Raw genomic sequence first — 26989 nt, forward strand, 5'->3', positions numbered from 1 at the left:
AAGAGCATTTGAGTAAAGATGACCGAGATCAAGCCTAGCCAGCCTATCGCGAACCCCGGCGCGTCCCGCCCGGTGACGACGGCCGCCGATATGGCCCTCAAACTGCTGCAACCGCTGCAGGGGCTGCTCGCGGCTGGGGAAAGCGCCGAGGCTGAGGTGGTCAGCGTCAAAGAAGCACTACAGACCTTCCAAGTCACCTTGCGCCTAACGCTGGCCAATGGACGGCAGGCGACCTTGGAGACGACCGCCCCGCGAGCCGCCTCACCGGGTGCGGTCATGGTCGTCACCGCGCTGTCCGATACGCGCCTGATGGCGGCGTTGCAACCGGCCAGCCGTCAGCCACAAGGGAGCATTGACCTAGCGCAGATGCCCGTCGGCACCCTCATCCAGGGCAAGGTCACAGCCAGCCAACAGAGCCTGCAGGGCGGCCAACCGGTGTTCCGAGTAGTCATCGCCCTGCTGAATTCGCCAATGGCCGGACAAACGCTGAGCTTGGAATCCACGCGCCCACTGCCGCTGGGTAGCTTGTTGACGGCCCGGGTCCAGGGTGACCAATCGCTGGCATTCGTACCCTTGAGTGGTCGGCTGGACCAGCTCGTCCTGGGCCAGCAACTGGGCGCCCAAGGCAGCCGCCAGGGCTCACTGGATGCCTTGCTCAACGCACTCTCGCCGAGTGAACTGCCTGCGTCAGTACGTAGTGCAGCTGAACGCCTGCTTGGCCTCGTCCCGCAGATGCAACAGCTGGGCGATCCAAAGGCGCTGGCCCAGGCGCTGGCGAGAAGCGGCGTATTCATGGAGTCGTCGCTGCTGGGCGGCGAGGCGGAGCCGCTGCCGACCGATATGAAAGCCGCATTGTTGCGCCTGGTGGCGCAATTGCCCGGCCTGCCTGGCGCCGGGACGCTCGGTGCGGCCCAGGCGACCGCCACGCTCGGCCAGGCCCTGCCCGCCTTCGCCCGCAATTCGCTTGGCGCACTGGCACAACCCAGTGCCAGACAAATGGCACAGAGCTTTCCGCTTCCCAGCCGCCTGCCGCCAGGGCTGGAAGATGAGGACGACCTGGAAGCGCTACTCAAGCTAGCGGCCGCCGCGGTATCGCGTCTGCAGACACACCAGTTATCAAGCCTCGCACAAACCCAGACCCTGCCGGACGGCACCCAGGTCACCACCTGGCAGACCGAAATTCCGATGCGCGACCAGGCCAGCATCGTTCCACTGCAAATCAAGATGCAGCGCGAAGACGAGCCGAACCAAGCCCGCAAGGAAAAACCAGAGACACTCTGGAAGGTAGAACTGGCCTTCGATGTGCCACCGCTTGGCCCGCTGCAGGTTCAGGCCCAGTTGCTGCGGGGCAGCCTGTCGAGCCAAATATGGGCCGAGCGCAGCGGCACGGCTGACCTGATCAACGCCGAACTGGACCATTTGCGCCAGCGCCTGCTCGCAGCTGGGCTGAACGTTGGCGAACTCGCCTGCTCCAGAGGCACGCCACCGCAGGGTCCACGGACCTCGCTCGATCAACGCTTCGTGGACGAAACCGCATGAGCACCGACACCCCGCGCCAGGCAATCGCGCTGACCTACGACGGTGTCGATGCGCCCATCCTGTCGGCGAAGGGTGACGACGAGCTGGCTGAAGCAATCCTGGCAATCGCGCGTGAACATGAAGTGCCGATCTACGAAAATGCAGAGCTGGTTAAACTGCTGGCGCGGCTGGAGCTTGGCGACACGATTCCTGAGGCGCTGTATCGCACCATCGCCGAAATCATCGCGTTTGCCTGGTACCTGAAAGGAAAGTGCCCACCCGGCTTTTCGCCCTCAGCCCCGACCCAGGACCTGCCCCGGCTCAATGCGCCTGAGCGTTGAGCGTGGTCATCTGCCCGAAACGGGCCTTCTCCTGTGGGAAGTCATGAAGCATCCAGGCGAAGTAGCCCTGCCGGAAATAGAAGACGTGCGCGTAACCCCATTCGACGGCCATCCGCACCGCTTCGGCACTTGCTGGGCACACCTCGCTATCGCAATAAACGACCAAGGGCATGTTTCGCGGCCAGGACGGGCTCGCCAGGCCGAAGAAATCGCTCGCAAGGTTCAGGTGAACAGCCCCTTCGACATGCCCCCACGCCCACTCCTGGCCGCCGCGCACGTCAATGAACACAGCGCCCAGTTCGTGTAGTCGCTTCGCCTGGAACACGTTTACCGTCATGGCGCCTTCGATCTCGGGAGGCGCTTCGGTGGCATGAAGCGCCGTTGAACTCCCCACCAGCAGGCACAGCATAAGAATGCGTAGCATCACATCCTCCTCGGCAACGCCGGGCAGCCGGCCGCGCTAGGGAAGCGGGGCCCTGTTCAGTTTGGAGAGAGGATTAAGCTCATCGTTCCCCAGCCAGGCGCGGGGCGACGATCGGGCAAGCCTAGCCCGGCTTGCGACGCATCTGGTGCAGCTTGCTGACCAGTTCCGCTTCGGACTGGGACAGCCCGCAGGATTGGGTCAGGTCTTCGACGCTCGCGCCCATGCCGACCAGTTTCGCGGCTTGGGAATAGGTGAAGGTATCGATATCGCGCTGTTCGAGCTGGGTTATACGCTCGGGCAGCGGTGCCAGGGTTCGTGTTAACTCACGAAGCTCCTGGCCCATTCTCACGCTACCTTCGAGATAGGTGTCGAGGCGCGCGCCAAGCTCTTTGAGGCGCCGGTCACGCGCCTCGTCCCGCCGCGCCTGTTCCAGCTGCAGTTGCCTTTGGCGACGCAACAGCCAGAGGCTGAAACAGAGCAGCCCAAGGCAGCACAGGGCAAGCGCGACCAGAGACGCGATCAGCATGGGTCAGATGCTCTCCAGTTCCGCCCACTCTTCTTCGGTCATCATCTTGTCGAGCTCGACCAGAATCAGCAGTTCGTTGTTCTTGTTGCACACGCCCTGGATGAACTTCGCCGACTCGTCATTGCCGACGTTCGGGGCGGTTTCGATCTCGGACTGGCGCAGATAAACCACTTCGGCCACGCTATCGACCATGATGCCAATCACCTGGCGGTCCGCCTCGATGATCACGATCCGCGTGTTGTCGGAGACCGGCGCCGTATCGAGGCCGAAACGCTGGCGGGTATCGATTACCGTCACCACGTTACCGCGCAGGTTGATGATGCCCAGCACGTAACTGGGCGCACCCGGCACCGGTGCGATCTCGGTGTAACGCAGCACTTCCTGGACCTGCATCACGTTGATGCCATAGGTCTCGTTATCCAGACGAAAGGTCACCCATTGCAGGACTGGATCGTCGGAACCCTGCGCGGAAGTCATCTTCATAGCCCACCCTCTCTAAATACCGCTGCGGCGGTTGATTCTATCGGTAACGGGACCTGCATGCGCAGGCCCTCTGATTGTCAGGTCTCAGGACGGTATGCCCTTGAGGTGTCGAGTCGCACCGCTGGCGATGAGTTCGGCAAGGGCCGCCACATCCACGAGCGCACACATATGGTCAATTACCGTTCCGGCTAGCCAAGGCCGCTGCGTACGCTGCGAGCGCCACTTGACCTCCTTGGGGTCGAGACGGATCGACCGGCTCACTTGATGCACTGCTAGCCCCCACTCGTAGCCTTGCACGGATATCACGTACTGCAAGCCTTCGCGGAAATCGTCACGGTACCGGTCGGCCATCACCCAGCGCGCCGTATCCAGCACCTTCAGATTGCCAGCCTGGCTCGGCAGGATACCGAGGAACCAGCTAGGCTGACCAAACAGCGGCGTCAGGTCCTGCCCGGCCAGCGGGTAAATGGAGCCGAGGCTGACCAGCGGCACCGCCAGAGTCAGGCCGGCAACATCGAACAACAGGCACTCGAAGGGCTCCTCGCCCCACTCCGGCTGGCCCGGGTCAGCTTCAGTTGGCCCACCCGGGCCTTGGCGCATCGCATCGAACTGGGCAATCGGCTCGACCAACGCGGCCGGTGCCTTGGCAGGCACTTCCGGCTCGAGCTCGAGCAACGCGACCGGCTCCGCTTCGACCTTCGTCGGTTCGGGCATCGGCACCACATGGAGCACCGGCTCTGGTTTTGGCGTCTCGACAGGCACGATCACCGGCGCCGGCCGGGTCGATTCGACCGGTGCAGCCGGAGGCGCAACCTCGCGCAACGGCACTACCCGATGCGTATCGCGACGCTGCTCCTCGAGCACCGCAGCCTGGAACTCGTCCTGGCTGACCGACTCGGCCAGTTCCATGGCGTCCTGCAACAAGGCGTCGAGATACGACTGCAAGGTCTGCTGCGATCGGCTTTCTTTAAGAAGGGTACGGCTCATGAAACCAACTCGTGAGTACCAACTGGATAGGCTATCGGCTGCATCGGCCCCGAACTTGAGGCGCGATAAGCCCGTACGTCGACTCAAGCGACCTGAGTCGTCTCCTGCGCAGCAAGCAAGGTCTTGAGCAGTGCACGGTAGGCAATCACCGCGCGACTGTTCGGATCGTACTGGGACGGCACCACCCCCGCCAGGCTCGCATCGCGCAGCCGCGTATCGATCGGAATGAACGCCTGCCAGAGGTGGTCCTGATAACCATTGCGCAGCAGCTTGAGCGTGTTCATCGAGGCTTGCGTACGCCGGTCGAACATCGTCGGCACGATGGTGTACGGCAGAGCCTGACGCCGCGAGCGATTGATCATCGTCAGGGTGCTGACCATCCGCTCCAGCCCCTTCAGCGCGAGGAATTCGGTCTGTACCGGTATTACCAGCCGCTGGCTCGCGGCAAGCGCGTTAACCATGAGCACGCCTAGCAACGGCGGGCTGTCGATGATGGCGTAGTCGAAATCCTGCCAGAGCTGCGACAGGCTCTTGGCGACCACAAGCCCGAGACCATTCTGGCCGGGCGACTGGCGTTCCAGTGTGGCCAACACGGTGCTCGACGGCAGCAAGGAGATGCGCTCGTGGCTCGTCGGAACCAACAGCTCCCACGGCAGGCCCTCGGGTACGGCCCCCTGATGCTGGAACAGGTCGAACACGCTGCGCTCGATGTTATCCGGGTCCTGCCCGAAATAGCTGGTCATCGAACCATGCGGGTCAAGATCCAGAACCACGACGCGCTTGCCGGAATCGGCCAGCAATCCGGCGAGCGAAACCGACGTGGTCGTCTTGCCCACCCCACCTTTCTGATTGGCTACAGCCCAGACTCTCATACGCTTATTTCCATCCGGATAGCACCAGGCCGGCCGCTGCCGCACCGGAGCAGCCGGCGACGGGGAATTGACGTTACCGACTCGCGGCACCTATTGAATAACGGGCGGTGCACTTTGCATGCCAGGCCCGGCCTCGCCGCGCCTCATTTCCGATACGCCGCGCCGGACGTCGAGGTCGCGCGAGATCACGAGAATCACACGCCGATTTCGCGCCCGCCCTTCGGCCGTAGCGTTGTCCGCGACCGGTTGGAATTCACCATAGCCCACCGCCGCCATCCGCGACGGATCGACGCCACCCGCGGCCAGCATCCGCACCACGCTGCCAGCGCGGGCAGCCGAAAGCTCCCAGTTGGTCGGATACGCCGCGGTGCTAATCGGCAGGTTGTCCGTGAACCCTTCGACACGCACCGGGTTGCCGAACGGCGCCAGAATGCCGGCGACCGTTTCCAGCATGCCGAACGCCCGGTCATTCGGCAGCGCATCGCCACTGGGGAAGAGCAGGCTGGAATTGAACTCGATTTCGACCCACGTCTCGGTGCCACGAACGGTCAGCTGGTTGTTGGCGATCAAGTCGGCGAAAGCGCTGCGCATGCTGCGCGCAATACTGTCGAGCGGGTCCACCGGCTCAGCCGCCGGGTCAGTCACCGAGGCGGCGGCGTCCTGGCTTGCGCGGGGGCGCTCCTCGCCCACCGGAATGGGCATGATTGAACGGTCGGGCTGGTTGAACACACCCACCAGCGAGTCCGACAGGATCTTGTACTTGCCTTCGTTGAGCGAGGAAATGGAGTACATCACCACGAAGAACGCGAACAGCAGCGTGATGAAGTCAGCGTAGGAAACCAGCCAGCGCTCGTGATTTTCCGGCTCTTCGTGCGATCGACGGCGCGCCATCTCAAGCGCCCCTCAGCAGGTACAAATCAGCGGGCGCAGGTACGGGTGTGCCCCGCATGGCGTTCTGATCGTAGGTCTGAATTCGCTGCATCATGGTTTCCCTGCCGCCCGCTCAGTCCATGAAGCCTTGCAGCTTCATCTCGATCGATCGCGGATTCTCGCCCTCAGCAATGGACAGCACGCCTTCAAGCAGCATCTCGCGATAGCTGGTCTGCTTCTGGACCACGGCCTTGAGCTTGTTGCCAATCGGCAGCACCAGCAGGTTCGCAAACGCTACGCCGTAAATAGTGGCGACGAACGCCACGGCAATCCCGCTGCCGAGTTGGCTGGGATCGGCCAAATTGCCCATGACGTGAATCAGGCCCATCACCGCTCCGATGATGCCGACCGTGGGCGAATAGCCGCCCATGCTCTCGAACACCTTGGCCGCCCGCAGGTCACGTGTCTCCTGGGTATAGAGATCGACTTCCAGGATGCTGCGGATCACCTCCGGCTCGGCCCCATCGACCAGCAACTGCAACCCCTTGCGTGCATAGGGGTCCGGCTCGGCTTCGGCGATAGGCTCCAGGCCCAGCAGCCCTTCCTTACGTGCGGTGCCACTCCAACCAGTGACAAGGCTGATACCGCCAAGCATGTCGATGCGCGGCGGGAAGAATATCCAGCGGACAATGGACATGGCGCGCATGAACACTGCCATGGGCGTCTGCAGCAGGACGGCGCCGAGCGTTCCGCCAAGCACGATCAGCGCCGCGGGGCCATTGAGCAGAGCCGCGGCATGGCCGCCTTCCAGGAAGTTGCCCCCGACGATAGCGACGAATGCCAGGACCAGCCCGATAAGGCTGAGGATGTCCATCAACGGCGGCCTTTCATCAGATGCACGCCTCGCTCAGGTGGCGGCCGATCTCGTCAAGGCTGTACACGGCGTCGCTCAGATTCGCCTTGGCCACTGCCATGGGCATCCCGTAAATGACGCAACTGGCTTCATCCTGCGTCCACACCTGGCTGCCGCACTGCTTGAGCATGCGCGCCCCTTCACGGCCGTCGGCACCCATACCGGTAAGTACGACCGCCAACACCTTGTCGTTGTAGGCCTTGGCTGCGGAGCCGAAGGTCACGTCGACACAGGGGCGATAATTGAGGCGCTCGTCACCCGGCAGGATGCGCACCGTACCACGGCCGTCGACCATCATCTGCTTGCCGCCTGGAGCCAGCAGGGCAAGCCCCGGGCGCAGGACGTCGCCGTCCTCGGCTTCCTTGACGTTGATCTTGCAAAGCTTGTCCAGGCGCTCGGCGAATGCCTTGGTAAACGCCGCCGGCATGTGCTGAATGAGTACGATGGGCGACGGAAAGCTGGCCGGGAGCTGAGTCAGCACCCGCTGAAGTGCGACGGGCCCGCCCGTGGAAGTGCCAATGGCGACCAGGCGATAGGCCTTGCGGCGCGGGGCCGGTGAGCTAAGTGCGGGCGCCACGTGCGGCTGCGTCTGAGCGGGTGACAACGGAGTACTCGCGGCATGGCGAGGCACCGCCGGCGCACTGCGGCTGGTGAGTGACGCAGCTGGCGTCGGCGCGGACGCAGGCGGACTGTAACTGCCGTAGCGGCGATTGCTGCGCGCGATGGTACGGATCTTCTCGCACAGCAGCTGCTTGACCTTGGCCGGGTGGCGCGAGATGTCCTCGAAGATCTTCGGCAGGAAATCCACGGCACCGGCATCAAGGGCGTCCAACGTTACCCGGGCACCTTCGTGCGTCAGCGACGAGAACATCAGGACCGGCGTCGGGCAGCGCTGCATGATCTGCCGCACCGCGGTGATGCCGTCCATCATCGGCATCTCGTAATCCATGGTAATGACGTCAGGCTTGAGCGCCTGCGCCTGGTCGATCGCCTCGCGGCCGTTGGTCGCGGTGCCGATGACCTGGATATTCGGGTCTGCCGAGAGAATTTCCGACACCCGGCGCCGGAAGAAGCCGGAGTCGTCGACGACCAGGACCTTGACTGCCATAAAACACTCCTAGCGACAGCGGCCTACATTAGGCCGCCGCCCGGGATGAATCAGCCGCGGCGCGCGTAGCGCTTGAGCATGCTGGGAACGTCGAGGATCAACGCGATGCGGCCGTCACCCGTGATGGTCGCGCCCGACATGCCGGGGGTGCCCTGCAGCATCTTGCCCAGAGGCTTGATGACAACTTCCTCCTGGCCGACCAGTTGGTCGACGACGAAGCCAATGCTCTGATTGCCTACGCTGAGGATCACCACATGCCCCTCGCGCTGCTCCTCGTGCTCGGCACCTTGAACCAGCCAGCGTTTGAGGTAGAACAGCGGCAGCGCCTTGTCTCGCACGATTACCACTTCCTGGCCGTCGACCACGTTGGTGCGAGACAGGTCGAGATGGAAAATCTCGTTGACGTTCACCAGCGGGAAGGCGAATGCCTGATTGCCCAGCATGACCATCAGCGTCGGCATGATCGCCAGCGTCAGCGGGACCTTGATCACCACGCGAGAGCCCTGGCCCTTGTTCGAGAACACGTTGACCGTGCCGTTGAGCTGGGAAATCTTGGTCTTGACCACGTCCATGCCTACACCACGGCCGGACACGTCCGAGATTTCCGACTTGGTCGAAAAGCCCGGCGCGAAGATCAGGTTGTAGCACTCCAGGTCGCTCAGACGATCACCGGCATCTTTGTCGAGCATGCCCTTCTCTACCGCCTTGGCGCGCAGGATGTTCGCATCCATGCCCTTACCGTCGTCGGTGATCTGCAAGAGGATGTGGTCCCCTTCCTGCTCGGCGGACAGCACCACACGACCGGTGCGCGGCTTGCCGGCGGCCTCGCGCTCTTCGGGGGTCTCGACCCCATGGTCGACCGCGTTGCGCACCAAGTGCACGAGCGGGTCGGCGAGCGCCTCGACGAGGTTCTTGTCGAGATCTGTCTCTTCGCCCACCAACTCCAGGTTGATTTCTTTCTTCAGGCTGCGCGCCAGGTCGCGGACCAGGCGAGGGAAGCGTCCGAATACCTTCTTGATCGGCTGCATGCGGGTCTTCATGACCGCGCTCTGCAGATCGGCAGTGACGACATCCAGATTGGAAACGGCCTTGGACATGGCCTCGTCGCCACTGTTGGAGCCGAGCCGCACCAGGCGGTTACGCACCAACACCAGCTCACCGACCATGTTCATGATCTCGTCGAGCCGCGCAGTGTCGACGCGAACGGTAGTTTCCGCTTCGCTGGCCGGCTTTTCAGGCGCAGCGGGAGCAGCAGGCTTGGCCGTAGCGGCAGCCGGGGCAGCCGGTTTGCTGGCCGCAGGCGCAGCGGGCTTGGCCGGTGCGGCCTTCTCCACCGCCTTGGCTGGCGCGGCCGCAGGCTTGGCCGGCGGTGTCGGTGCAGCAGCACTCGCCGCTTCCGGTTCGAACTTGCCCTTGCCGTGCAATTGGTCAAGCAGCGCTTCGAATTCGTCGTCGGTGATGTTGTCGCCCGCTGGCGCGGGTGCTTCGGCCGCGACCGGTGCAGACGGTGCCGGGCTTACTTCGCTGAACTGGCCTTTACCGTGCAGCTGATCGAGCAGCGCCTCGAATTCATCGTCGGTAATCTCGTCGCCGGCCGGCTGTGCGGCGGCCTGTTCAGGCACGACCACAGAATCGGCACCCGTAGCCGGGGCGAACTGGCCCTTGCCGTGAAGCTGGTCGAGCAGCGATTCGAACTCTTCGTCGGTAATCTCGTCAGCTGACGCCGCAGCCGGAGCCTCGGCCGCCTCGTCCAGCGCGCCAAGGAACTGTTCGAATTCAGTGTCGGCACTGGCTGGAACGGGCTCAGGCTCGGCCGAGCCGACCGGCGTGACCGGTTCGGCGACAGCCGGCTCGCTGGAGGCTGGTTCGGCCAGGCGCGACAGGGCTGCCAGCAGCTCGGGCGTGGCCGGGGTAACGGCCGTACGCTCACGGACCTGGCCGAACATTTCGTTGACGGCGTCCAGCGCTTGCAGGACAACGTCCATCAATTCCGAGTCGACGCGACGCTCACCCTTGCGCAGGATGTCGAAGACGTTTTCGGCGATGTGGCAACACTCGACCAGCTCATGCAGCTGGAGGAAACCCGCACCACCTTTTACCGTATGGAAACCGCGAAAAATCGCATTGAGCAATGCTGCGTCATCGGGGCTGCTCTCCAGCTCCACCAGCTGCTCTGACAATAGTTCGAGAATCTCGCCGGCCTCAACCAGGAAATCCTGGAGGATTTCTTCATCGGCGTCGAAGCTCATATTTCACTTCCCCTAAAAGCCCAGGCTCGAAAGCAGATCGTCGACATCGTCCTGCCCGGATACGACATCCTCACGTATATCGGCATGCATCTGCGGACCTTCACCATGGGAAGGGCCTTTTTCTTGTTTTTTTCGTTCCTGCTCGGCGCGCAGCTCTTCGCGGTCGTGCTTGATGCCTGCGACGCGGTCGACCTGACCGGCCATCAGCACCAGGTTGAGCAGGTTGCTTTCGAGTTCAGTGATCAGCCGCGTGACCCGCTTGATCACCTGGCCGGTCAGGTCTTGGAAGTCCTGGGCGAGCATGATTTCACTGAGGTTCTGCGACAGCTGGCTGCCATCGTTCATGGTCCGCTGCAGAAACTGATCTAGCCGTTTGACCAGGTCGCGGAACTGTTCGGCATTCATGTCGCGGCGCATGAAGCGCTGCCAATCAGCCGTCAAGCTCTGCGCCTCATAACTGACGTAGTTGACCAGCGGCGCGGATTCCTCGACGAGGTCCATGGTGCGGTTGGCGGCCTTCTCGGTCATCTCGACGACATAGGACAGACGGTCCGTGGCGTCAGTGATCGGTGACGGATCGCCCCCGGTCGCGCAGGTGTCCATCTCCAGCTTGACGATGGCGTTGTGCAGCTCGCGGGTAAGTTTGCCGACTTCTTGATAAAGTCCCTGGTTACGAGCCTGACTGAGCTCGTTAAACATCTGCGCCGCTTCGTCGAAGCGGCCCTGCTGGAGACTTTCGATAAGTTGGGGTGCGTGAGCCTTGAGCGTCGTTTCGAACTCCGCCAGGCTTTGGTCTGCTTGCGTCATAGTGCCCTCGCGGCGTTACTTCAGCCGTTGACGCGCTCGAAGATCTTCTCGATTTTCTCTTTGAGTACCTGCGCCGTGAACGGCTTGACCACGTACCCGTTAACACCGGCCTGCGCGGCCTCGATGATCTGGTCACGCTTGGCCTCGGCCGTCACCATGAGCACCGGCAGGTGCTTGAGACGGTCGTCCGCACGCACGGCGCGCAGCAGGTCGATGCCGGTCATGCCGGGCATGTTCCAGTCGGTGACGAGAAAGTCGAAGCTGCCGCTCTTGAGCATCGGCAGTGCGGTGGTGCCATCATCCGCCTCGGCGGTGTTGGTGAAGCCCAGATCACGCAAGAGGTTCTTGATGATCCGTCTCATCGTCGAAAAGTCGTCGACGATGAGGATTTTCATGTTCTTGTCCAAGTACACCTCCGTAAATCCCGAAATCCCGGAGCCTGCTCACGGTCTGTTGCGGGCTTCGTGAATGAAGCTCGTTAGAGCAACCTTGATTCGCGTTCCTGAGAACCGGCCCTATCGCGCGCGCCACTCGCCGAGACGAGCCCGCAGGCGCGCCGCGCACTGACTGTGCAACTGGCTGACCCGTGACTCGCTGACGCCCAGCACCTGGCCGATTTCCTTCAAATTCAACTCTTCGTCGTAGTACAGCGACAGCACCAGCTTTTCACGCTCGGGCAGACTGGCAATCGCATCAGCCAGGGCCTGCTGGAAGCGCTCGTCCTCAAGATCGCGAGACGGTTCCGGGTGGGCGCTGGCGGCGTCTTCACCGAACTCCCCGTGCTCGCCTTCCGTCAGCAGATCATCGAAGCTGAACAGGCGGCTGCCCAGGGTGTCGCCCAGAATGCCGTAGTACTCATCGAGACTCAATTTAAGTTCGGCCGCAACTTCTTGATCTTTAGCGTCGCGCCCCGTTCTTGCTTCGATGGCGCGAATGGCCTCGCTGACCATGCGCGAATTGCGGTGCACCGACCGTGGCGCCCAGTCGCCCTTGCGAACCTCGTCAAGCATCGCGCCACGAATGCGGATACCGGCATAAGTTTCGAAGCTTGCCCCCTTGCCGGAGTCGTACTTCTTGGAGGCTTCGAGCAGGCCGATCATGCCGGCCTGCATCAGATCATCGACCTGCACGCTGGCTGGCAGGCGCGCCAGCAAGTGGTAAGCGATGCGCTTGACCAACGGGGCGTACTGCTCGATGAGCTGGTACTGGGAGTCTTTAGCCACTTTGGTGTTGTACATAACCGATTCCCGCCGCTGTCAGTCGTGTGCGTTTGCGGTGGGCCTGACCAGGCGCTCCACAAAAAACTCAAGGTGGCCACGCGGGTTTGCCGGCAGCGGCCAGGTGTCGATTTTCTGCGCTATGGCCTTGAAGGCCAGCGAGCACTTGGCTCGCGGGTAGGCCTCGTAGACCGCGCGTTGCTTCTGAACGGCCTTGCGTACCGCCTCGTCGTAGGGAACCGCACCGACGTACTGCAGGGCGACATCAAGGAAACGTTCAGTCACCTTGGTCAGCTTAGCGAAAAGATTGCGTCCTTCCTGCGGCGCGTGCGCCATGTTCGCCAGCACCCGGAAGCGGCTGATGCCGTAGTCGCGGTTGAGCAACTTGATTAGCGCGTAAGCATCGGTAATCGAGGTGGGCTCATCGGTGACCACGAGCAGGACCTCCTGCGCCGCGCGAACGAAGCTCACCACGCCATCGCCAATACCGGCCGCGGTGTCGATGATCAGCACGTCGATGTCGTGGCCGATCTCGCTGAAGGCCTGGATCAGGCCGGAATGCTGCATCGGTGATAGCTGCACCATGCTTTGCGTACCCGACGCGGCAGGCACGATCCGTACGCCGCCAGGGCCCGGGATCATGACGTCGCGCAGATCGCATTCACCGGCGATCACATCCGCCAGGGTGCGCTTGGCGGTCAGGCCTAGCAGCACGTCAACGTTGGCCAGACCGAGGTCGGCGTCGAGCAGCACCACACGCCGACCGAGATCAGCCAACGCCAGGGAAAGGTTGACCGATACGTTGGTCTTGCCGACGCCACCCTTGCCGCCGGTCACAGCAATAACCTGTACGGGATGAATACCCATCATCAAACGCCTATATCTTGCTGGGGCCCGAAGGCCATCGATGCGTTCAACCTGAACGCGTCTACTGTTTCTCTCTCACGCAGCGCTCTGTTCATCCCGCCCTCCGTGAGGAACCGTTGTACAGGCCGGAAAACATGTCGGCCATCGTTTCCTCGCTGGGCGACTCTTCGGATTGCAGGCTCACCGCGCGGCTGACCAGTTGATGCGTGCGCGGCAACTGGAGGTCCTCGGGAATCCGCGGGCCGTCGGCAAGGTAGGCAATCGGCAGATGCTGACTGATGGTCAGCCCGAGCACGTCGCCCAGAGTACCTGCCTCATCAAGTTTAGTCAGGATGCACCCTGCCAGCCCGCAGGGCCGGTAGTGATGCCACGCCGCTTTCAGGACTTGGCTCTGGCTGGTCGCCGCGAGCACCAGATAGTTCTTCGAACGTACGCCACGGTCGGCCAGCGCCTGCAGCTGCAGGCGCATCATCGGATCGCCTGCCGGCAGGCCAGCGGTGTCGAGCAGAATCAATCGCTTGCGTGCAACCGGCTCCAGGCTCTTGCTCAGCGGCTGACTCGGGTCGATCTGGATCACCGGCACGTTGAGGATACGACCCAAGGTCTTGAGCTGCTCCTGCGCGCCGATACGGTAGTTGTCCATGCTCGCCAGGGCGATGCTCTGCGCGCCGTGCTTGAGAACATGGCGTGCAGCGAGCTTGGCCAGGGTCGTGGTCTTGCCGGCGCCGGCCGGGCCGACAAGAGCAATGACACCGCCCTCTTCCAGCGGCTCGTGCTTGGTCACTTTGATGGACTGAGCCAGGTGCGCCAGCAGCATGCGCCAGGCCTGACGCTGATCACTGATCGAGGCCACCTTTTCCAACAGCCCACGCGACAGATCAGCCGGCAGACCGAGGCGCTGCAAGCGACGCCAGAGGCCAGCCTGCAGCGGGCGACGGTTCTGCTCGTGGCCCCAGGCCAATGAGCCGAGTTGCACCTCGATCAGCTCGCGCAGGCCTTGCAATTCGGTCTGCATTGCCTCGACGGCACGCGAGTCGAATGCCGGAGCCGGCGCGGCTACCGGCGCTGCAGCAGGTTTGGCGGCTACGGCCGGCTTCTCGTCAAGCAACTGACGGTCCCGAGCGGGCTGCGAGCGAGGCGCGCTCAACTCGGCATGGGCATCGGCGATGCGGGTCTGGGTCTTGCGCAGCTCGGCCTCGAGCGCCGGATTCGGCTGCTTCGGCGCGACTGCTTCCATCGGATAATCGAGCACGGCTGTCAGCTCGACGCCGCCAGCGACACGGCGGTTGCCGGTGATCACGGCGTCGGCACCCAGCTCGTCACGAATCATCTTCATGGCGATACGCATGTCGGCTGCGAAGAAACGTTTGACCTGCATGGCCTGTACCCTCGGTTAATTCTGACCCACCGTCGAAACGATGGTGACCTGCTTGTTATCCGGTATTTCCTGATAGGCCAGGACATGAATGTTGGGGACTGCCAGCCGGGCGAATCGCGAGAGCATCGCGCGGACCGGGCCGGCTACCAGCAGAATCGCTGGCTTACCCATCATTTCTTGACGCTGTGCCGCATCTACCAGAGACCGTTGCAACTTTTCTGCCATTCCTGGCTCGAGAAGAATGCCGTCTTCCGAGCCTTGTCCGGCCTTCTGCAGGCTATTGAGCAATATCTGTTCCAACCTGGGCTCAAGGGTGATCACAGGCAGCTGCGGCTCAAGCCCGACAACGTTTTGCACGATTGCGCGGGACAACGCGACCCGCACAGCCGCCACCATCGCGGCGGGATCTTGACTCTTGGTCGCAACGTTCGCGATGGCTTCTGCGATGGTGCGGATGTCGCGAACCGGCACCTGCTCCATCAGCAGCGACTGCAGCACCTTGAGCAAGGTCGAGAGCGAAATCATGCCTGGCACCAGTTCCTCGGCGAGCTTCGGCGAGCTCTTGGCCAGTAGCTGCATCAGTTGCTGCACTTCTTCGTGGCCGAGCAGCTCATGGGCGTGCTTGTGCAGGACCTGGTTGAGGTGGGTCGCAACCACGGTGCTGGCATCGACAACGGTGTACCCGAGCGACTGCGCCTGATCACGCTGGCTGGCTTCGATCCAGACCGCTTCCAGGCCGAACGCCGGGTCCTTGGCGGCAATCCCATTGAGCGGACCGAACACCTGACCGGGGTTAATCGCCAGCTCGCGGTCAGGGTAAACCTCGGCCTCTGCAAGGCTCACCCCCATCAGTGTCAGACGATAGGCGTTGGGCAGCAGATCGAGGTTGTCGCGGATATGTACGGAAGGCATCAGGAAGCCCAGATCCTGAGACAACTTCTTGCGCACGCCCTTGATACGGGCCAGCAGCTGGCCGCCCTGGTTACGATCGACCAGCGGAATCAGGCGATAACCTACTTCGAGGCCGACCATGTCAACGGGCGTCACGTCATCCCACCCCAGCTCCTTGGTCTCCGCAGCGCGCTGCGCCGGCAGGGTTTCCTGTTGCTTCTGTACCTCTTGCTCAGCTTGCTGCTTGGCCTGCTTCTGGCGATGCCAGATCCAGTAAGCACCACCGGCAGAGGCCGCACCCAGCCCGAGAAAGGACATGTGCGGCATGCCAGGCACCAGACCCATGGCGATCATAATGCCGGCCGAGACCGCCAGCGCTTTAGGCGAGGCGAACATCTGCCGGTTAACTTGCTGACCCATGTCCTCAGCGCTGGTAACGCGGGTCACCATGATCGCGGCAGCGGTCGAGAGCAGAAGCGACGGAATTTGCGCCACGAGACCGTCACCGATGGTCAGCAACGCGTAGACCTGGCCCGCCTCAGCGAAGGTCATACCGTGCTGTGCCATGCCGATACCGACACCACCGATCAGGTTGATGAAGAGAATCAGAAGGCCGGCGATGGCGTCACCGCGTACGAACTTGCTGGCACCATCCATCGAGCCGTAGAAATCCGCCTCGGATGCCACCTCGACGCGACGCTTCTTCGCCTCGGCCTGATCGATCAGGCCTGCATTGAGGTCGGCATCGATCGCCATCTGCTTGCCGGGCATGGCATCGAGGGTGAAGCGTGCGCTCACCTCGGAGATACGGCCGGCACCCTTGGTAACGACCACGAAGTTGATGATCATGAGGATCGCGAAGACGACGATACCCACGACGTAATTACCGCCGATCACCACATTACCGAAGGCTTCGATCACGTGGCCCGCCGCCGAGCCCCCTTCGTGGCCGTTGATCAATACGACGCGGGTCGAAGCGACGTTCAACGCCAGGCGCATCAGGGTCGCTACCAGCAAGATCGTCGGAAACACCGCGAAGTCCAGCGGCCGCAAGGCGTAGACGCTGACCAGCAACACAACGATCGACAGCGCGATGTTGAAGGTGAACAGCAGGTCCAGCAGGAACGGCGGCACCGACAGCATCATCATGCCCATCATCACGAGCAGCAGCAGCGGCACCCCCAGGTTGCCGCGCCCCGCGCCCGCCAGGCCGTTGCGAATGTTGATGAGTTGCGTGCGATCCACGTAGACCCCGACAAGACAGAACAAAGAATTGACGCTCGACGCGCCCTGCTCGGGTTGATAGCAAGAAGGGGTCCAACTTCGGTAGGACAGGCGCCAAGCTCGATGCCAGACACGACCGACGGGTCGATTGCGAACCGCTGGCGACCGTCACAGTCTCACTGGAAGCGCCGTCGCGTTGCCCGCTGCGCGACGGCTCCCCAAGGCGGCCGCGGCCGCCCCTGACAGGAACAGGAGTTTGCAATGAAACAGTGGATCATCGCGGCCATCGCAGGCTGCACTGCGCTCGGCGCCAGCGCCGAGACGCTCAATGTCGATGTCAAATCGGTAAACGCTCAGGGAGTCGGCGAATCGGTCGGCACGGTCAAGATTGAGACCAACGAATACGGGCTGGTCTTTCGCCCTGAACTGTCCGGGCTAGAGCCGGGGACTCACGGTTTCCATATCCATGCCAAAGGCAGCTGCCAGCCTGAAGAGAAAGACGGTAAACCCGTTCCCGCTGGCGCTGCTGGTGGTCACTGGGACCCGAAAAACACCGGCAAACACGGCGAACCCTGGGGTGAAGGTCATATGGGCGACCTCCCGGCGCTGATGGTCGGTAGCGACGGCAAGGCCAACCAGCCGGTTCTCGCCCCGCGCCTGAAAAGCCTCGGTGACATCAAGGGCCTGGCGCTGATGGTTCACAAGGGTGGCGACAACCACTCCGACCATCCCGAGCCTCTTGGCGGTGGCGGTGCCCGCGTAGCCTGTGGATTGATCGAATAAAAACCGCCCAAGGCTGGAAGCGTGCTCGCTTCCAGCCTCTCCAAACGCTGCCGTCCTCGCCTATCGCCCCCACACCGGAAACGCCTGCGGCATTCACGCCTCAGTGTGAAGTCCAGCCATCACGTTTCCTGGCCGCCCGTCCTTATTCATCCCTTCGCAGATCAGGGGGAATCGGCAGGTTACCCAGCGGATCCGGCCGTTTGCCTTTGCCCGAGCGGTACTGGCGCAACTGGTAGACGTAGGCGAGCACTTGGGCGACGGCCAAATACAAGCCGGCGGGAATTTCGTGGTCGAGTTCCGTGGAGTAGTAGACCGCCCGCGCCAATGCGGGTGATTCGAGAACGGTTACCTCGTGCTCCCGAGCGATTTCCCGAATCTTCAGCGCTACGAAGTCGCCGCCCTTGGCCACCAGCCTGGGCGCCGAACTCTTGTCGCCGTCGTACTTGAGCGCGACCGCGAAGTGCGTTGGGTTGGTGATGATCACGTCGGCGTCCGGCACCGCCTGCATCATCCGCCGCTGCGCTGCATCCCGCTGCAGCTGGCGAATCCGCGATTTGACCTCCGGCTTGCCTTCGCTGTCCTTGTATTCGTCGCGGACTTCCTGCTTGGTCATCATCAGCTTCTGCTTGTTGTCCCAGAGCTGGAATGGCACGTCGACCGCGGCGATGAGGATCAAGCCGCAAGCCATCCACAGCGCACACCAGCCCACCACCTCGACGCTATGCATGATGGCCAGGTCCAACGGCTGCTTGGCGATGGACAGCAGATCGTCCTCATAGGCGCCCAGTACCGCCAGCGCCACCAGCAACACGACGATGAACTTCGCCAGCGCTTTCAGCAGCTCGACCAGCGCCTTGGTGGAGAACATTCGTTTGAGTCCAGGTCCCGGATTCATGCGGCTGAACTTCGGCGCCATCATCGAACCCGAGAAAAGCCAGCCGCCGAGCGAGATTGGCCCCAAGACCGAAACGATCATGAGCACGATCAGCAGCGGCATGATGGCGTCGAGCGCAATCATGCCGCTACTCATCAGCAGGCGAACCATAGCCCCCTCATCCAGCAACGTTTCCCGGCTGAGTTCGAAGCTGCCTTGCATGACAGCCATCAAACTACCGGCAAGGCTTCCCCCGGACGCCAATAATCCGCCGATTCCCCCCACTGTGACCGCGACCGTGCTCAGCTCGCGTGAGCGCGCGATCTGGCCTTTTTCGCGAGACTCACGGAGGCGTTTCTCTGTGGGTTCCTCGCTTTTGTCGGCGCCGCTTTCGCTCTCAGCCATGCTGGATCTCCGCCGGTCGTGTGTGGACGGTCAAGCGCATCAGCGCAGCCCGATCAATTCGCGAAGCATCGCCAGAGCCTCGCTTGCGAACGTCTGGTATTGCGCCAGGATGTCGGCCATGCCGATCCAGACGAGGATCAGGCCGAGCACCAGGGTCAAAGGGAAGCCAATCGAAAAGATGTTCAACTGGGGCGCGGCGCGTGTCATCAGTCCGAACGCCAGGTTCACCACCAGCAATGCCGTGATTGCTGGCAGGACCAGCAAGAGCCCCGCCCCCAGCACCCATCCCAGCTTGCCGGCCACTTCCCAGAAATGGTTGGTCCCGACCAGCCAGCCGCCAATGGGTAAGGTTACGAAACTCTCCGAAAGGATCTCCAGGACCACCAGGTGACCGTTCATGGCGAAAAACATCAAGATCACCAGCATGTTGAAAAACTGGCCGATCACCGGCACCGAGATGCCATTGGCCGGGTCCACCATCGAGGCGAAACCCAGGCCCATCTGCATGGCCAAGAGCTGGCCAGACACGATGAATACATGGAAGAACAGCTGCAGGGTAAAGCCCAGCATGACCCCGATCAGGATTTGTTCGGCAATGAGCACCAACGCCTCGCCACTGAGCGCTTCGACGACCGGTACCGCAGGCAGCGTCGGCACCAACACCACCGAAATGGCCAGCGCGAGGTAGAGGCGAATGCGCATCGGCACGAGCTGGGAGCCGATGATCGGCATGCTCATCAGCAGTGCGGCGATGCGAAACATGGGCAACAGAAACTGGCCGACCCAGGCGCCGATCTGCGCATCGCTGAGTTCAAGCACCGCGGTGGGCCCCGCTCAACGCCAGCACCACCATCACCCGATGATCAGCGGAATGTTCTGGACGAGCCCCTGCGTGTACTCCATCAGCTCGCGAACCAGCCAGGGCCCCGCCCAAATCAGCGTCACCAGCATGACCAGCAGGCGCGGCAGGAAGCTCAGGGTTTGTTCGTTGATCTGAGTGGCCGCCTGGAACATGGCCACCACCAGGCCGACCAGCAGACTCGGCACGACCAGCACACCGACGATCATGGCGGTCATCCACAAGGCTTCGCGAAACAGGTCAACCGCGACTTCGGGTGTCATGCGTGTCTCCCCTGGCTGCTAGAGCGTGCCGAAACTGCTGGCAAGCGTGCCGATGATCAGCCCCCATCCATCGACCAGCACGAAGAGCATGATCTTGAACGGCAGCGAGATGATCAGCGGCGAGAGCATCATCATCCCCATCGCCATCAGCACGCTGGCGACCACCATGTCGATGATCAGGAACGGAATGAAGATCATGAAACCGATCTGAAACGCTGTCTTCAGCTCGGAGGTGACGAACGCAGGAACCAGAATGGTCAGCGGCGCGGCATCCGGCGACGGAATATCGGTGCGGCGCGACAGGCGCATGAACAGCTCGAGATCGCTCTCTCGGGTCTGCGCCAGCATGAAGTTCTTCAGCGGCACCTCGGCCCTGGCCAGCGCGTCCTGCGCGGACAGTTGCTCATTGAGGTAAGGCTGGACCGCCTCGTTGTTTATCCGTTCGAACACCGGCGCCATGATGAACAGCGTAAGGAAGATCGTCAGGCCGACCAGGATCTGGTTCGACGGCGTCTGCTGCAGGCCCAGCGCCTGGCGCAAGATCGAGAAGACAATGATGATCCGCGTAAAGCTGGTCATCAGCATGACAAACGCCGGGATGAAGCTCAGCGCCGTCATGATCAACAGGATCTGCAGGCTGACCGAGTATTCCTGCTGGCCTTCGGCGTCAGTGCTCAACGTGATCGCGGGGATCGACAACGGGTTGTCACCCTGGCCGATCAGCGAGCCTGCGTCCTGCCCCATCGCCAGCGGCGCGGCGACCGCCAGCAGCAGCGTCAACAGCAGTCGCAGCATCAAGGCTTGTCCTTTTGATCTCGCCCGAGCAACTCCATCAGCCGCTGGGCAAACTCCGGATTAGCCGGCTCGGCGTCCGGCAGATGCACCGGTTCCTTCAACACATGCAGCGGCGTGATGCGGCCGGCGCTCAGGCCAACCAGCACTTGCTCGGTGCCGACCTGCACCAGCACCAGCCGCTCACGCGGGCCAAGCGCCTGGGTGGAAATCAGCTTGATCGCCTGGTTGCTGCGCGGGTTGAGTTGTTGCATGCGACGCAAGGCCCACGCCAAGGCGAATATCAATCCGATGACCAGCAACAGGCCGAGCAGCAGCTTGGTCATCTGCGCGCCCATTCCACCCGAAGCAGCCGTGGCGGCCGGCTCCGCAGCCACCGCCGGCAACGTCAGTGCCCATGCGAAAAAACCGAGTCTGTTCATCAGCGCAGCTTCTTGATGCGTTCGCTCGGGCTGATCACGTCAGTCAGGCGAATGCCGAACTTTTCGTTGACCACCACGACCTCACCATGAGCGATGAGCGTACCGTTGACCAGGACGTCCAGCGGCTCGCCAGCCAGCCGGTCAAGCTCCACCACCGACCCCTGATTGAGCTGGAGCAGGTTGCGGATGCTGATCTCGGTACTGCCGACTTCCATTGAGATGGACACCGGAATATCGAGGATGACATCCAGGTTCGGGCCCTCGAGCCCTGCGGGGTTGCCGAGGTGCTTAGGCGCAGCGCCGAATTCCTCGAGCGGTGCTCGCGGTGGCGCAGGGGCCGCAGCCGGCCCTTGATTCATCAGCGCATCGATGTCGTCCTGGCTTGCGTCGCCCGCCTCGGCGAGCGCCGCGGCCCACTCGTCGGCCAGCGCCTGCTCTTCAGGGGATGTGTTTTCAAATTCATCTGCCATTGCGATTCCTCGACCGGCTTGAGAGAGGTAATGAGGGCTCGATCACCGTGGGCGCAGCACGGAGTCGAGTACCTGCAGGGCCAGGTTGCCCTTGTGCGCGCCTAGCTTGACCTTGAAGGCTGGCATGCCGTTGGCGCGCATGATCATGTCTTCGGGCATTTCCACCGGGATCACGTCGCCCGGCTGCATGTTCAGGATGTCGCGCAGCTTGAGCTGGCGCCGGACAACCGTCGCACTGAGCGGCACATGCACGTCGAGAATGTCCTCGCGCAGGGCATTGATCCAGCGCTCGTCCTGGTCGCTGACGTCGGACTGGAAGCCCGCGTCGAGCATCTCGCGAATCGGCTCGATCATCGAATACGGCATGGTCACGTGGAAATCGCCACCGCCGCTGTCGAGTTCGATATGGAAGGTCGACACCACCACCACTTCGCTCGGGCTGACGATGTTGGCCAGCGCCGGATTCACTTCGGAGTGCACGTATTCGAAATTGACGTCGAGCACGGCATGCCAGGCTTCCTTGAGATCGACGAACGCCTGATCCAGCACCATGCGCACCACGCGCAGTTCCGTCGGGGTGAATTCCCGGCCCTCGATCTTGGCGTGACGCCCGTCGCCGCCGAAGAAATTATCGACCAGCTTGAACACCAGCTTGGCATCGAGGATGAACAGCGAGGTGCCACGCAACGGCTTGATCTTGACCAGATTGAGGCTGGTCGGCACATACAGCGAATGCACGTATTCGCCGAACTTCATGACCTGGACGCCACCGACGGACACGTCAGCCGAGCGGCGCAACAGGTTGAACATGCTAATGCGGGTGTAGCGTGCGAAACGCTCGTTGACCATCTCCAGGGTCGGCATGCGGCCACGGACGATGCGGTCCTGGCTGGTGAGGTCGTAACTCTTGATGCTGCCCGGTTCGGCGTCGCTTTCGGTATCGACCAGACCGTCGTCCACGCCGTGCAGCAGCGCGTCGATCTCGTCTTGCGAGAGCAGGTCTTGAACAGCCACTGGAACGGCCCCCTATTGCAATACGAAGTTGGTGAACAGCACTTGCTCGATGGCAAGCTTGCCGATTTCCTTCTGGGCCAGCTCCTGCACGCTCACGGTCGCCTGCTGGCGCAGCATCTCCTGGCCCACCGGCGTCGCCAGCGCGGCGAAATCCTGGCTGGAAAACAGCATGACCAGTTGATTGCGCAACAACGGCATGTGTTCCTTCAAGGCGTCCAGTGCGGCCTGGTCACGCGACATAAGGGCGACACCGACCTGCATGTAGCGGGGCCGGCCACCGGTATTGCTGAAATTCACCACGAATGAGGGTGCAAGCACCTCGTAAACGGCTGGCTGACGCTGAGGCGCGGCGGCCTCCGCCTTGGCAGCGTCCTCGGCAGGCGCCTCCGGTTCGCTCTTGCCCATGAAGAACAGCGTGGCGCCGACCGACAGGCCGACCGCCAGCAGCAATCCGACCACGATGAGGATGATCAGCTTGAGCTTGCTCTTACCACCGGCCGTTGCCGCACCAGGTGCCGCAACGTCGGGTGGTCCCTGTTTCTTAGCCATGCCAAATATCCGTCATCACGTGTGATTGCTCTGAGTTCAAGGGGTTAGGAGCAACTGCTGTGCCAGAGTATCGGCCAGTGGCAGGCGGCAGTAAATGCCAGAGGGCACTGCTCACCCGCCGCTGGATGGAAAGCCGGGCTCATCGCCCGGCCGGTTCACGCGTAGTAATCCACCAGCCCGCGGTCGTTGCCACCCCGATTGCTGCGGATTTCGGTCATGCCCTGCACAACGTCTTCTTCGTCCCCGCCGCCGAAACCGGCCATGCCGCGACCGCCGCGGGACTCATCGCCGCCCTGCCCCTGGCCCTGCCAGCCACGCGCCAACGACTGGTCGGAAACGTTGACGTCCATTGTCATCCCCTGCTGGGTAAACATGTCGCGCAGGCGTTGCATCTGGCCTTCGAGGGCATCCCGGACGCCAGCGTGCGGGCTAAGGAAGGTGACCTGGGCCTGATCCTTGTTCATGTCGATGCGCACTTCCATACGCCCGAGCTCCGCCGGGTCCAGCTGAATCTCGGCGGACTTTAGATTCTGGCTCGACATCCACATCACGCGGTCGACCACCGCCTCGCTCCAGCCGGACTGCTGGACCTGTACCGGCTGCCCGGGCACCAATGGCGCTGCCCGTTGAACCTGCGGCGGCTGCTGACCAACCGCCTGGGCCAGCGGGTTCAAGCGGTTGATGGCAGATTCAGCAGCCGCGCTGCGGGTTTCCTTTGGCGAATCCAGCTGTTCGAGCAATTCGGCGAAGCCTTCTTCCAGCGAGGGCTCAGCCAAATCCTCGGTGCTCTCCTCGGCCATCTGGAGCGGCGCGACGAGCTCGGCCTGCTCCTGAGCCTGCAACGGCTCGCCGGTCAGCGTCGTCGGCAGTTGGCCTTTTGGCGCGCCAGTCTGGCCTTCCAGCGGCGTACGCTGGCCTAGGAGCATGTCCTCTGTAGCCGGCATGTCGCCTTCGGCGGACGCAGGTTGCGCCTGCAGCACGCCCGTCAGGAATTCGCTGCCAGTCGGTAGCGTAGGCGCCGTGTCGGCAGGCGTTTCGGCAGCCGGGCCACCGAGACCAAGCAGGAGCAAAGGGTCCACGGCCCCCTCAGCGTCGTCGAGCGACTCGGTGTCCTCTGCAGTTGCCTCGGCAGTGGCAGGCAATTCATTGCCGCATTCGTCAACGGCCGGCTTCTCGCTGCCGCTTGCCGCGGCGGTTTCCTGACTCGGTTTTTCAGCAACGGCTTTGTCCCGCGTCGGTTTTGCGCTGGCCTCATGACGCTCGACGGGCTTGGCCTGGCGCTCCTTGGCATAGACGTTGGCGAAGCTGGAGGCCTCGTCACGGCTGGGCTGGGCATTTGATTTAGCTGCGGCGGTGGGCGCTTTCGGCGCGGCAGTCGGAGCCTTGATATTGAGTAGCAGATCGGGGGAAACGGCCATGGGCTTTCCGCTCAGGGTGATGACTTCACAGCAGGGAAAGCAAACTCCGGGCCAGCACGAACAGGATCAAGCGCGACCGCTGAATCGTTGCCGCTCGGCACGGTACAGGATGCGCACGATGGCGAATTCGCGTTCGATACGCTCGATGAGTGCCGGCGCGACGGCAAGCTGTTCGCGCCGCGCGGTTTCCTCGAGTTCGCGACAGAGTTCGGCAAGCAAGGCGGCCCCCATGTTGCTGCAGCTGCCTTTGAAGCTGTGCGCGGCCTGGCGCAACGCTTCCGCCTCGCCGGCATCAACGGCGCGCTGCAGCAGGCGCAGCCGCTCTTCGGAGTCAACCAGGAAGGTGTCCAGCAAGACTGGATACTCCGCCTCCATAACCTCCTGAAGCGTCATCAACACTCGATTGTCGAGGTGATCGACCACAGCTGTACTCCTGGCAAGAAGCCTGAATTATGCATGAGCCCCCCAATGGAACTCCACGCTGAGCACTTTGCCCTCGGCGTCCCAGCTGAACCGCTCAGTCAGCTGACGAATCATCCGCAGCCCTCGCCCGCCGAGGCTTTCGGGGCAGTACTGCTTGCTCAGCACCTCCGCCACGTCGAACCCGGGCCCGCTGTCGCTGACGCAGATTCTCAGCCAGCCCCGCGCGCCCTCGGATCGCACCGTCAGTTGAAGGGTGACGCTACCCTCGCGCAGCTGCTCCAAGCGCCGCTGGCGTTCGTCGTAGTAGCGTGCAAATCCAGCGGCATCGCACTTCATTGAAGAATCCAACAGCAGCACGCCGTGCTCGAGTGCATTCGAGTAGAGCTCGGTCACCACGGTATAGACGGTGCCAGCGCGCTGACGCAACGGCGGTATCTGCAGCAGCATCTGCATCAACATCGGCAGCGGATTGGCCGTGCGCAGGCTATCAGGCCGCAGCTCGATACCAGTGGACCAGTCCATTGGCCGCATGGGTCGTGCACCGAGCGGGAACTGGCCAAACGGATTGCCGGGCGCCACCGCCTGGGCATCCAGCATGCTGACCTCCACGAGGCTCAGGTCGTCGAGCATCTGGCCGTGGAAGGCACTCAGTGCCTGCTGGATTTCGTCGAACAGCTGCGCCGGGTCGCGGTTGGCATCGAGGGCGGCGAGCAGGCGCGCCTCGCCAAAGAGCTCGTCATCAGCGTTGCAACTGTCGAGTACGCCATCGGACATCAGCAGCAATCGGTCGCCAACGGCCAGCGGCAGCGTTTCGAAACGGTCATCGAACGCGGCGCTGTCCAACACTCCCAGCGGCAGGTGACGAGAGGTCAACGCGACTCGCCCCTCCTGGCCGGCTCTGAGCAGGTAACCATCGGGCAGACCGCCATTCCAGAAACGCAGGCTGCCCTGACTGAAGTTGATGTCGAGAAAGGTCGCGCAGCAGAACATTTCCACCGGCAAGATCAGTTTCAGCTTGGCGTTGATTTCACGCAGGATTTCGCTACTGGAGTAGCCCTTCGCTGTCATGCCGTAGAAGGTTTCGGCCAGTGGCATGGCGCCTATCGCCGCGGGCAGGCCATGGCCGGTGAAATCGCCCAGCAGCACGAACATCCGCTCGGCCGGCGCATGCGCGGCCAGCAGCAGGTCACCGTTGAACAGGGCGCGCGGTGACTGGTGGAACCGGATATTCGGCGCGTTGAGGCAACCCGCGTGGGCCACTTTGTCGAAAATCGCCTTGGCCGCGCGTTGCTCGTCGAGCAGCTGCTGGTTGCGCCGTGCAATCAGATCACGCTGCTCCAGCACCGTGGCCTGCAAACGCCGCAGCCGGTGCATGGCCTGGATCTTGGCTTCGAGGATGATCGGGTTGTACGGCTTGGCGATGAAGTCGTCGCCGCCCGCCTCCAGGCAGCGCACCAGCGCCTCGTTCTCGGTCAGCGATGTAAGAAAAATGATGGGTACCAGCTCGTTGCCGGCCAGTCGCTTGATCCGCTCGGCCGCTTCGAAACCGTCCATCACCGGCATCAGCGCATCCATGAGCACCAGTTGCGGCCGCTCGCGTTCGAAGATGTCGACAGCCTCGGCACCGTTGATGGCAGTCATCACCCGATGCCCCTGCCGCGCGACGATCGCGGCCAGCAGCATGCGGTCAGCCGCGCCGTCTTCGGCGATGAGTATGGATAGCCTGCGAGGCATTCAGGCGATGGCGAACAATTGTTCGAAGTTGGAAACCGAGAGGACCTTACGCACGTCTGGGTTGCAGTTGATCAGGCGGATATCAGCTCTGTCGCCGCCGGCGTGATCACGCAGCAGCAGGAGCATGCCGAGCGCGGAACTGTCGAGATAGGTCGCACCGCCAAGGTCGACCACGTAACGCTTGGGAGTGCAATCGACGCGCTGATAGGCGTCGCGGAAGGCCTGATGGGCATTGAAATCGAAACGCCCCTGGATGGTAATCGTCAGCTCTTGTCCATCTGCCGATAGCTGTGAACTGATGGTCATGT

The 26989-nt window shown here is 62.6% G+C and carries 30 protein-coding genes; 3 read left to right on the forward strand and 27 right to left on the reverse strand.

Features of this window, described 5'->3' with window-relative positions; all coding sequences use genetic code 11:
• The first annotated feature begins 18 nt into the window (after window positions 1-18).
• A complete protein-coding gene (locus KXR72_RS07385) occupies window positions 19-1539 on the forward strand; it encodes a flagellar hook-length control protein FliK (protein WP_437420473.1) in 1521 nt (506 codons plus the stop codon).
• Window positions 1536-1859: an EscU/YscU/HrcU family type III secretion system export apparatus switch protein gene (locus tag KXR72_RS07390; protein ID WP_437420474.1), complete on the forward strand. Its 324-nt coding sequence runs from the start codon at window positions 1536-1538 to the stop codon at window positions 1857-1859. Before KXR72_RS07385 ends, KXR72_RS07390 begins: the two co-directional genes overlap by 4 nt.
• On the opposite strand, the gene KXR72_RS07395 is transcribed toward KXR72_RS07390, so the two are convergent.
• The 15 genes from KXR72_RS07395 to flhA all read right to left on the reverse strand — a co-directional run bounded on the left by KXR72_RS07395 (window position 1840) and on the right by flhA (window position 16696).
• Entirely contained in the window at window positions 1840-2283 is a 444-nt protein-coding gene (locus KXR72_RS07395; protein WP_437420475.1) for a rhodanese-like domain-containing protein, read from the reverse strand. The genes KXR72_RS07390 and KXR72_RS07395 overlap by 20 nt on opposite strands.
• 121 nt (window positions 2284-2404) lie before the next feature.
• Entirely contained in the window at window positions 2405-2809 is a 405-nt protein-coding gene (locus tag KXR72_RS07400) for a DUF2802 domain-containing protein (RefSeq protein ID WP_437420476.1), read from the reverse strand.
• A 3-nt stretch (window positions 2810-2812) separates the two neighbouring features.
• Window positions 2813-3292 (reverse strand): chemotaxis protein CheW, encoded by a 480-nt coding sequence (locus KXR72_RS07405; RefSeq protein ID WP_243604693.1) that lies wholly within the window; start codon window positions 3290-3292, stop codon window positions 2813-2815.
• An 84-nt stretch (window positions 3293-3376) separates the two neighbouring features.
• Window positions 3377-4279 (reverse strand): chemotaxis protein CheW, encoded by a 903-nt coding sequence (locus KXR72_RS07410; RefSeq protein ID WP_437420477.1) that lies wholly within the window; start codon window positions 4277-4279, stop codon window positions 3377-3379.
• Between the two features lie 83 nt (window positions 4280-4362).
• The gene (locus tag KXR72_RS07415; protein WP_437420478.1) at window positions 4363-5151 is read right to left on the reverse strand and encodes a ParA family protein; all 789 of its coding nucleotides are present in this window, start codon (window positions 5149-5151) and stop codon (window positions 4363-4365) included.
• 90 nt (window positions 5152-5241) lie between these two features.
• On the reverse strand, window positions 5242-6042 hold the full coding sequence (gene motD / locus KXR72_RS07420; RefSeq protein WP_437420479.1) for a flagellar motor protein MotD: 801 nt from the start codon (window positions 6040-6042) through the stop codon (window positions 5242-5244).
• A 112-nt stretch (window positions 6043-6154) separates the two neighbouring features.
• Complete coding sequence (locus KXR72_RS07425; RefSeq protein WP_437420480.1) at window positions 6155-6895, reverse strand: flagellar motor protein; 741 nt, start codon at window positions 6893-6895, stop codon at window positions 6155-6157.
• 16 nt (window positions 6896-6911) lie between these two features.
• Window positions 6912-8042, reverse strand: coding sequence for a protein-glutamate methylesterase/protein-glutamine glutaminase (locus KXR72_RS07430; RefSeq protein WP_437420481.1), 1131 nt, complete (start codon window positions 8040-8042; stop codon window positions 6912-6914).
• Window positions 8043-8092: 50 nt separating this feature from the next.
• On the reverse strand, window positions 8093-10291 hold the full coding sequence (locus KXR72_RS07435; protein ID WP_437420482.1) for a chemotaxis protein CheA: 2199 nt from the start codon (window positions 10289-10291) through the stop codon (window positions 8093-8095).
• Window positions 10292-10303: 12 nt separating this feature from the next.
• Window positions 10304-11098, reverse strand: coding sequence for a protein phosphatase CheZ (locus KXR72_RS07440; protein ID WP_437420483.1), 795 nt, complete (start codon window positions 11096-11098; stop codon window positions 10304-10306).
• Between the two features lie 20 nt (window positions 11099-11118).
• A complete protein-coding gene (locus tag KXR72_RS07445; RefSeq protein ID WP_437420484.1) occupies window positions 11119-11493 on the reverse strand; it encodes a chemotaxis response regulator CheY in 375 nt (124 codons plus the stop codon).
• 120 nt (window positions 11494-11613) lie between these two features.
• On the reverse strand, window positions 11614-12336 hold the full coding sequence (gene fliA, locus KXR72_RS07450; protein WP_437420485.1) for an RNA polymerase sigma factor FliA: 723 nt from the start codon (window positions 12334-12336) through the stop codon (window positions 11614-11616).
• Window positions 12337-12354: 18 nt separating this feature from the next.
• Window positions 12355-13182 carry a flagellar synthesis regulator FleN gene (fleN, locus tag KXR72_RS07455; RefSeq protein ID WP_437420486.1) on the reverse strand — a complete coding sequence of 276 codons (828 nt, stop codon included), beginning with the start codon at window positions 13180-13182 and terminating at the stop codon, window positions 12355-12357.
• Window positions 13183-13273: 91 nt separating this feature from the next.
• Window positions 13274-14560 carry a flagellar biosynthesis protein FlhF gene (gene flhF / locus KXR72_RS07460; protein WP_437420487.1) on the reverse strand — a complete coding sequence of 429 codons (1287 nt, stop codon included), beginning with the start codon at window positions 14558-14560 and terminating at the stop codon, window positions 13274-13276.
• A gap of 15 nt (window positions 14561-14575) precedes the next feature.
• On the reverse strand, window positions 14576-16696 hold the full coding sequence (gene flhA, locus KXR72_RS07465; RefSeq protein WP_437420488.1) for a flagellar biosynthesis protein FlhA: 2121 nt from the start codon (window positions 16694-16696) through the stop codon (window positions 14576-14578).
• 240 nt (window positions 16697-16936) lie between these two features.
• On the opposite strand from flhA, the gene sodC reads away from it, so the two are divergent.
• Window positions 16937-17458, forward strand: a complete 522-nt coding sequence (sodC, locus tag KXR72_RS07470; RefSeq protein ID WP_437420489.1) for a superoxide dismutase [Cu-Zn] SodC — start codon at window positions 16937-16939, stop codon at window positions 17456-17458.
• A 142-nt stretch (window positions 17459-17600) separates the two neighbouring features.
• Here the strand turns inward: sodC and flhB are convergent, their stop codons facing one another.
• The 12 genes from flhB to KXR72_RS07530 form a co-directional block, all read right to left on the reverse strand.
• Window positions 17601-18737, reverse strand: coding sequence for a flagellar biosynthesis protein FlhB (gene flhB, locus KXR72_RS07475; RefSeq protein ID WP_437420490.1), 1137 nt, complete (start codon window positions 18735-18737; stop codon window positions 17601-17603).
• A 39-nt stretch (window positions 18738-18776) separates the two neighbouring features.
• Window positions 18777-19556, reverse strand: a complete 780-nt coding sequence (gene fliR, locus KXR72_RS07480; protein WP_437420491.1) for a flagellar biosynthetic protein FliR — start codon at window positions 19554-19556, stop codon at window positions 18777-18779.
• 33 nt (window positions 19557-19589) lie between these two features.
• Entirely contained in the window at window positions 19590-19859 is a 270-nt protein-coding gene (gene fliQ, locus KXR72_RS07485; RefSeq protein ID WP_407291396.1) for a flagellar biosynthesis protein FliQ, read from the reverse strand.
• Between the two features lie 18 nt (window positions 19860-19877).
• Window positions 19878-20654, reverse strand: coding sequence for a flagellar type III secretion system pore protein FliP (gene fliP, locus KXR72_RS07490; protein WP_437420492.1), 777 nt, complete (start codon window positions 20652-20654; stop codon window positions 19878-19880).
• Window positions 20654-21073 (reverse strand): flagellar biosynthetic protein FliO, encoded by a 420-nt coding sequence (fliO, locus tag KXR72_RS07495; protein ID WP_437420493.1) that lies wholly within the window; start codon window positions 21071-21073, stop codon window positions 20654-20656. The genes fliP and fliO overlap by 1 nt, the downstream gene beginning before the upstream one ends.
• Complete coding sequence (gene fliN, locus KXR72_RS07500; RefSeq protein WP_437420494.1) at window positions 21073-21543, reverse strand: flagellar motor switch protein FliN; 471 nt, start codon at window positions 21541-21543, stop codon at window positions 21073-21075. The genes fliO and fliN overlap by 1 nt, the downstream gene beginning before the upstream one ends.
• A gap of 42 nt (window positions 21544-21585) precedes the next feature.
• Window positions 21586-22557, reverse strand: coding sequence for a flagellar motor switch protein FliM (gene fliM, locus KXR72_RS07505; protein WP_437420495.1), 972 nt, complete (start codon window positions 22555-22557; stop codon window positions 21586-21588).
• A gap of 12 nt (window positions 22558-22569) precedes the next feature.
• On the reverse strand, window positions 22570-23106 hold the full coding sequence (gene fliL / locus KXR72_RS07510) for a flagellar basal body-associated protein FliL (RefSeq protein WP_437420496.1): 537 nt from the start codon (window positions 23104-23106) through the stop codon (window positions 22570-22572).
• Between the two features lie 155 nt (window positions 23107-23261).
• Window positions 23262-24524 (reverse strand): flagellar hook-length control protein FliK, encoded by a 1263-nt coding sequence (locus KXR72_RS07515; protein WP_437420497.1) that lies wholly within the window; start codon window positions 24522-24524, stop codon window positions 23262-23264.
• 66 nt (window positions 24525-24590) lie between these two features.
• A complete protein-coding gene (locus KXR72_RS07520; RefSeq protein WP_437421314.1) occupies window positions 24591-24917 on the reverse strand; it encodes an Hpt domain-containing protein in 327 nt (108 codons plus the stop codon).
• Window positions 24918-24974: 57 nt separating this feature from the next.
• On the reverse strand, window positions 24975-26681 hold the full coding sequence (locus KXR72_RS07525) for an ATP-binding SpoIIE family protein phosphatase (RefSeq protein WP_437420498.1): 1707 nt from the start codon (window positions 26679-26681) through the stop codon (window positions 24975-24977).
• Window positions 26682-26987 carry an STAS domain-containing protein gene (locus KXR72_RS07530; protein WP_437420499.1) on the reverse strand — a complete coding sequence of 102 codons (306 nt, stop codon included), beginning with the start codon at window positions 26985-26987 and terminating at the stop codon, window positions 26682-26684.
• Window positions 26988-26989 lie beyond the last annotated feature (2 nt).

Origin of the sequence: Stutzerimonas chloritidismutans (assembly GCF_051486945.1) — a bacterium.
Lineage (GTDB): Bacteria > Pseudomonadota > Gammaproteobacteria > Pseudomonadales > Pseudomonadaceae > Stutzerimonas > Stutzerimonas chloritidismutans_B.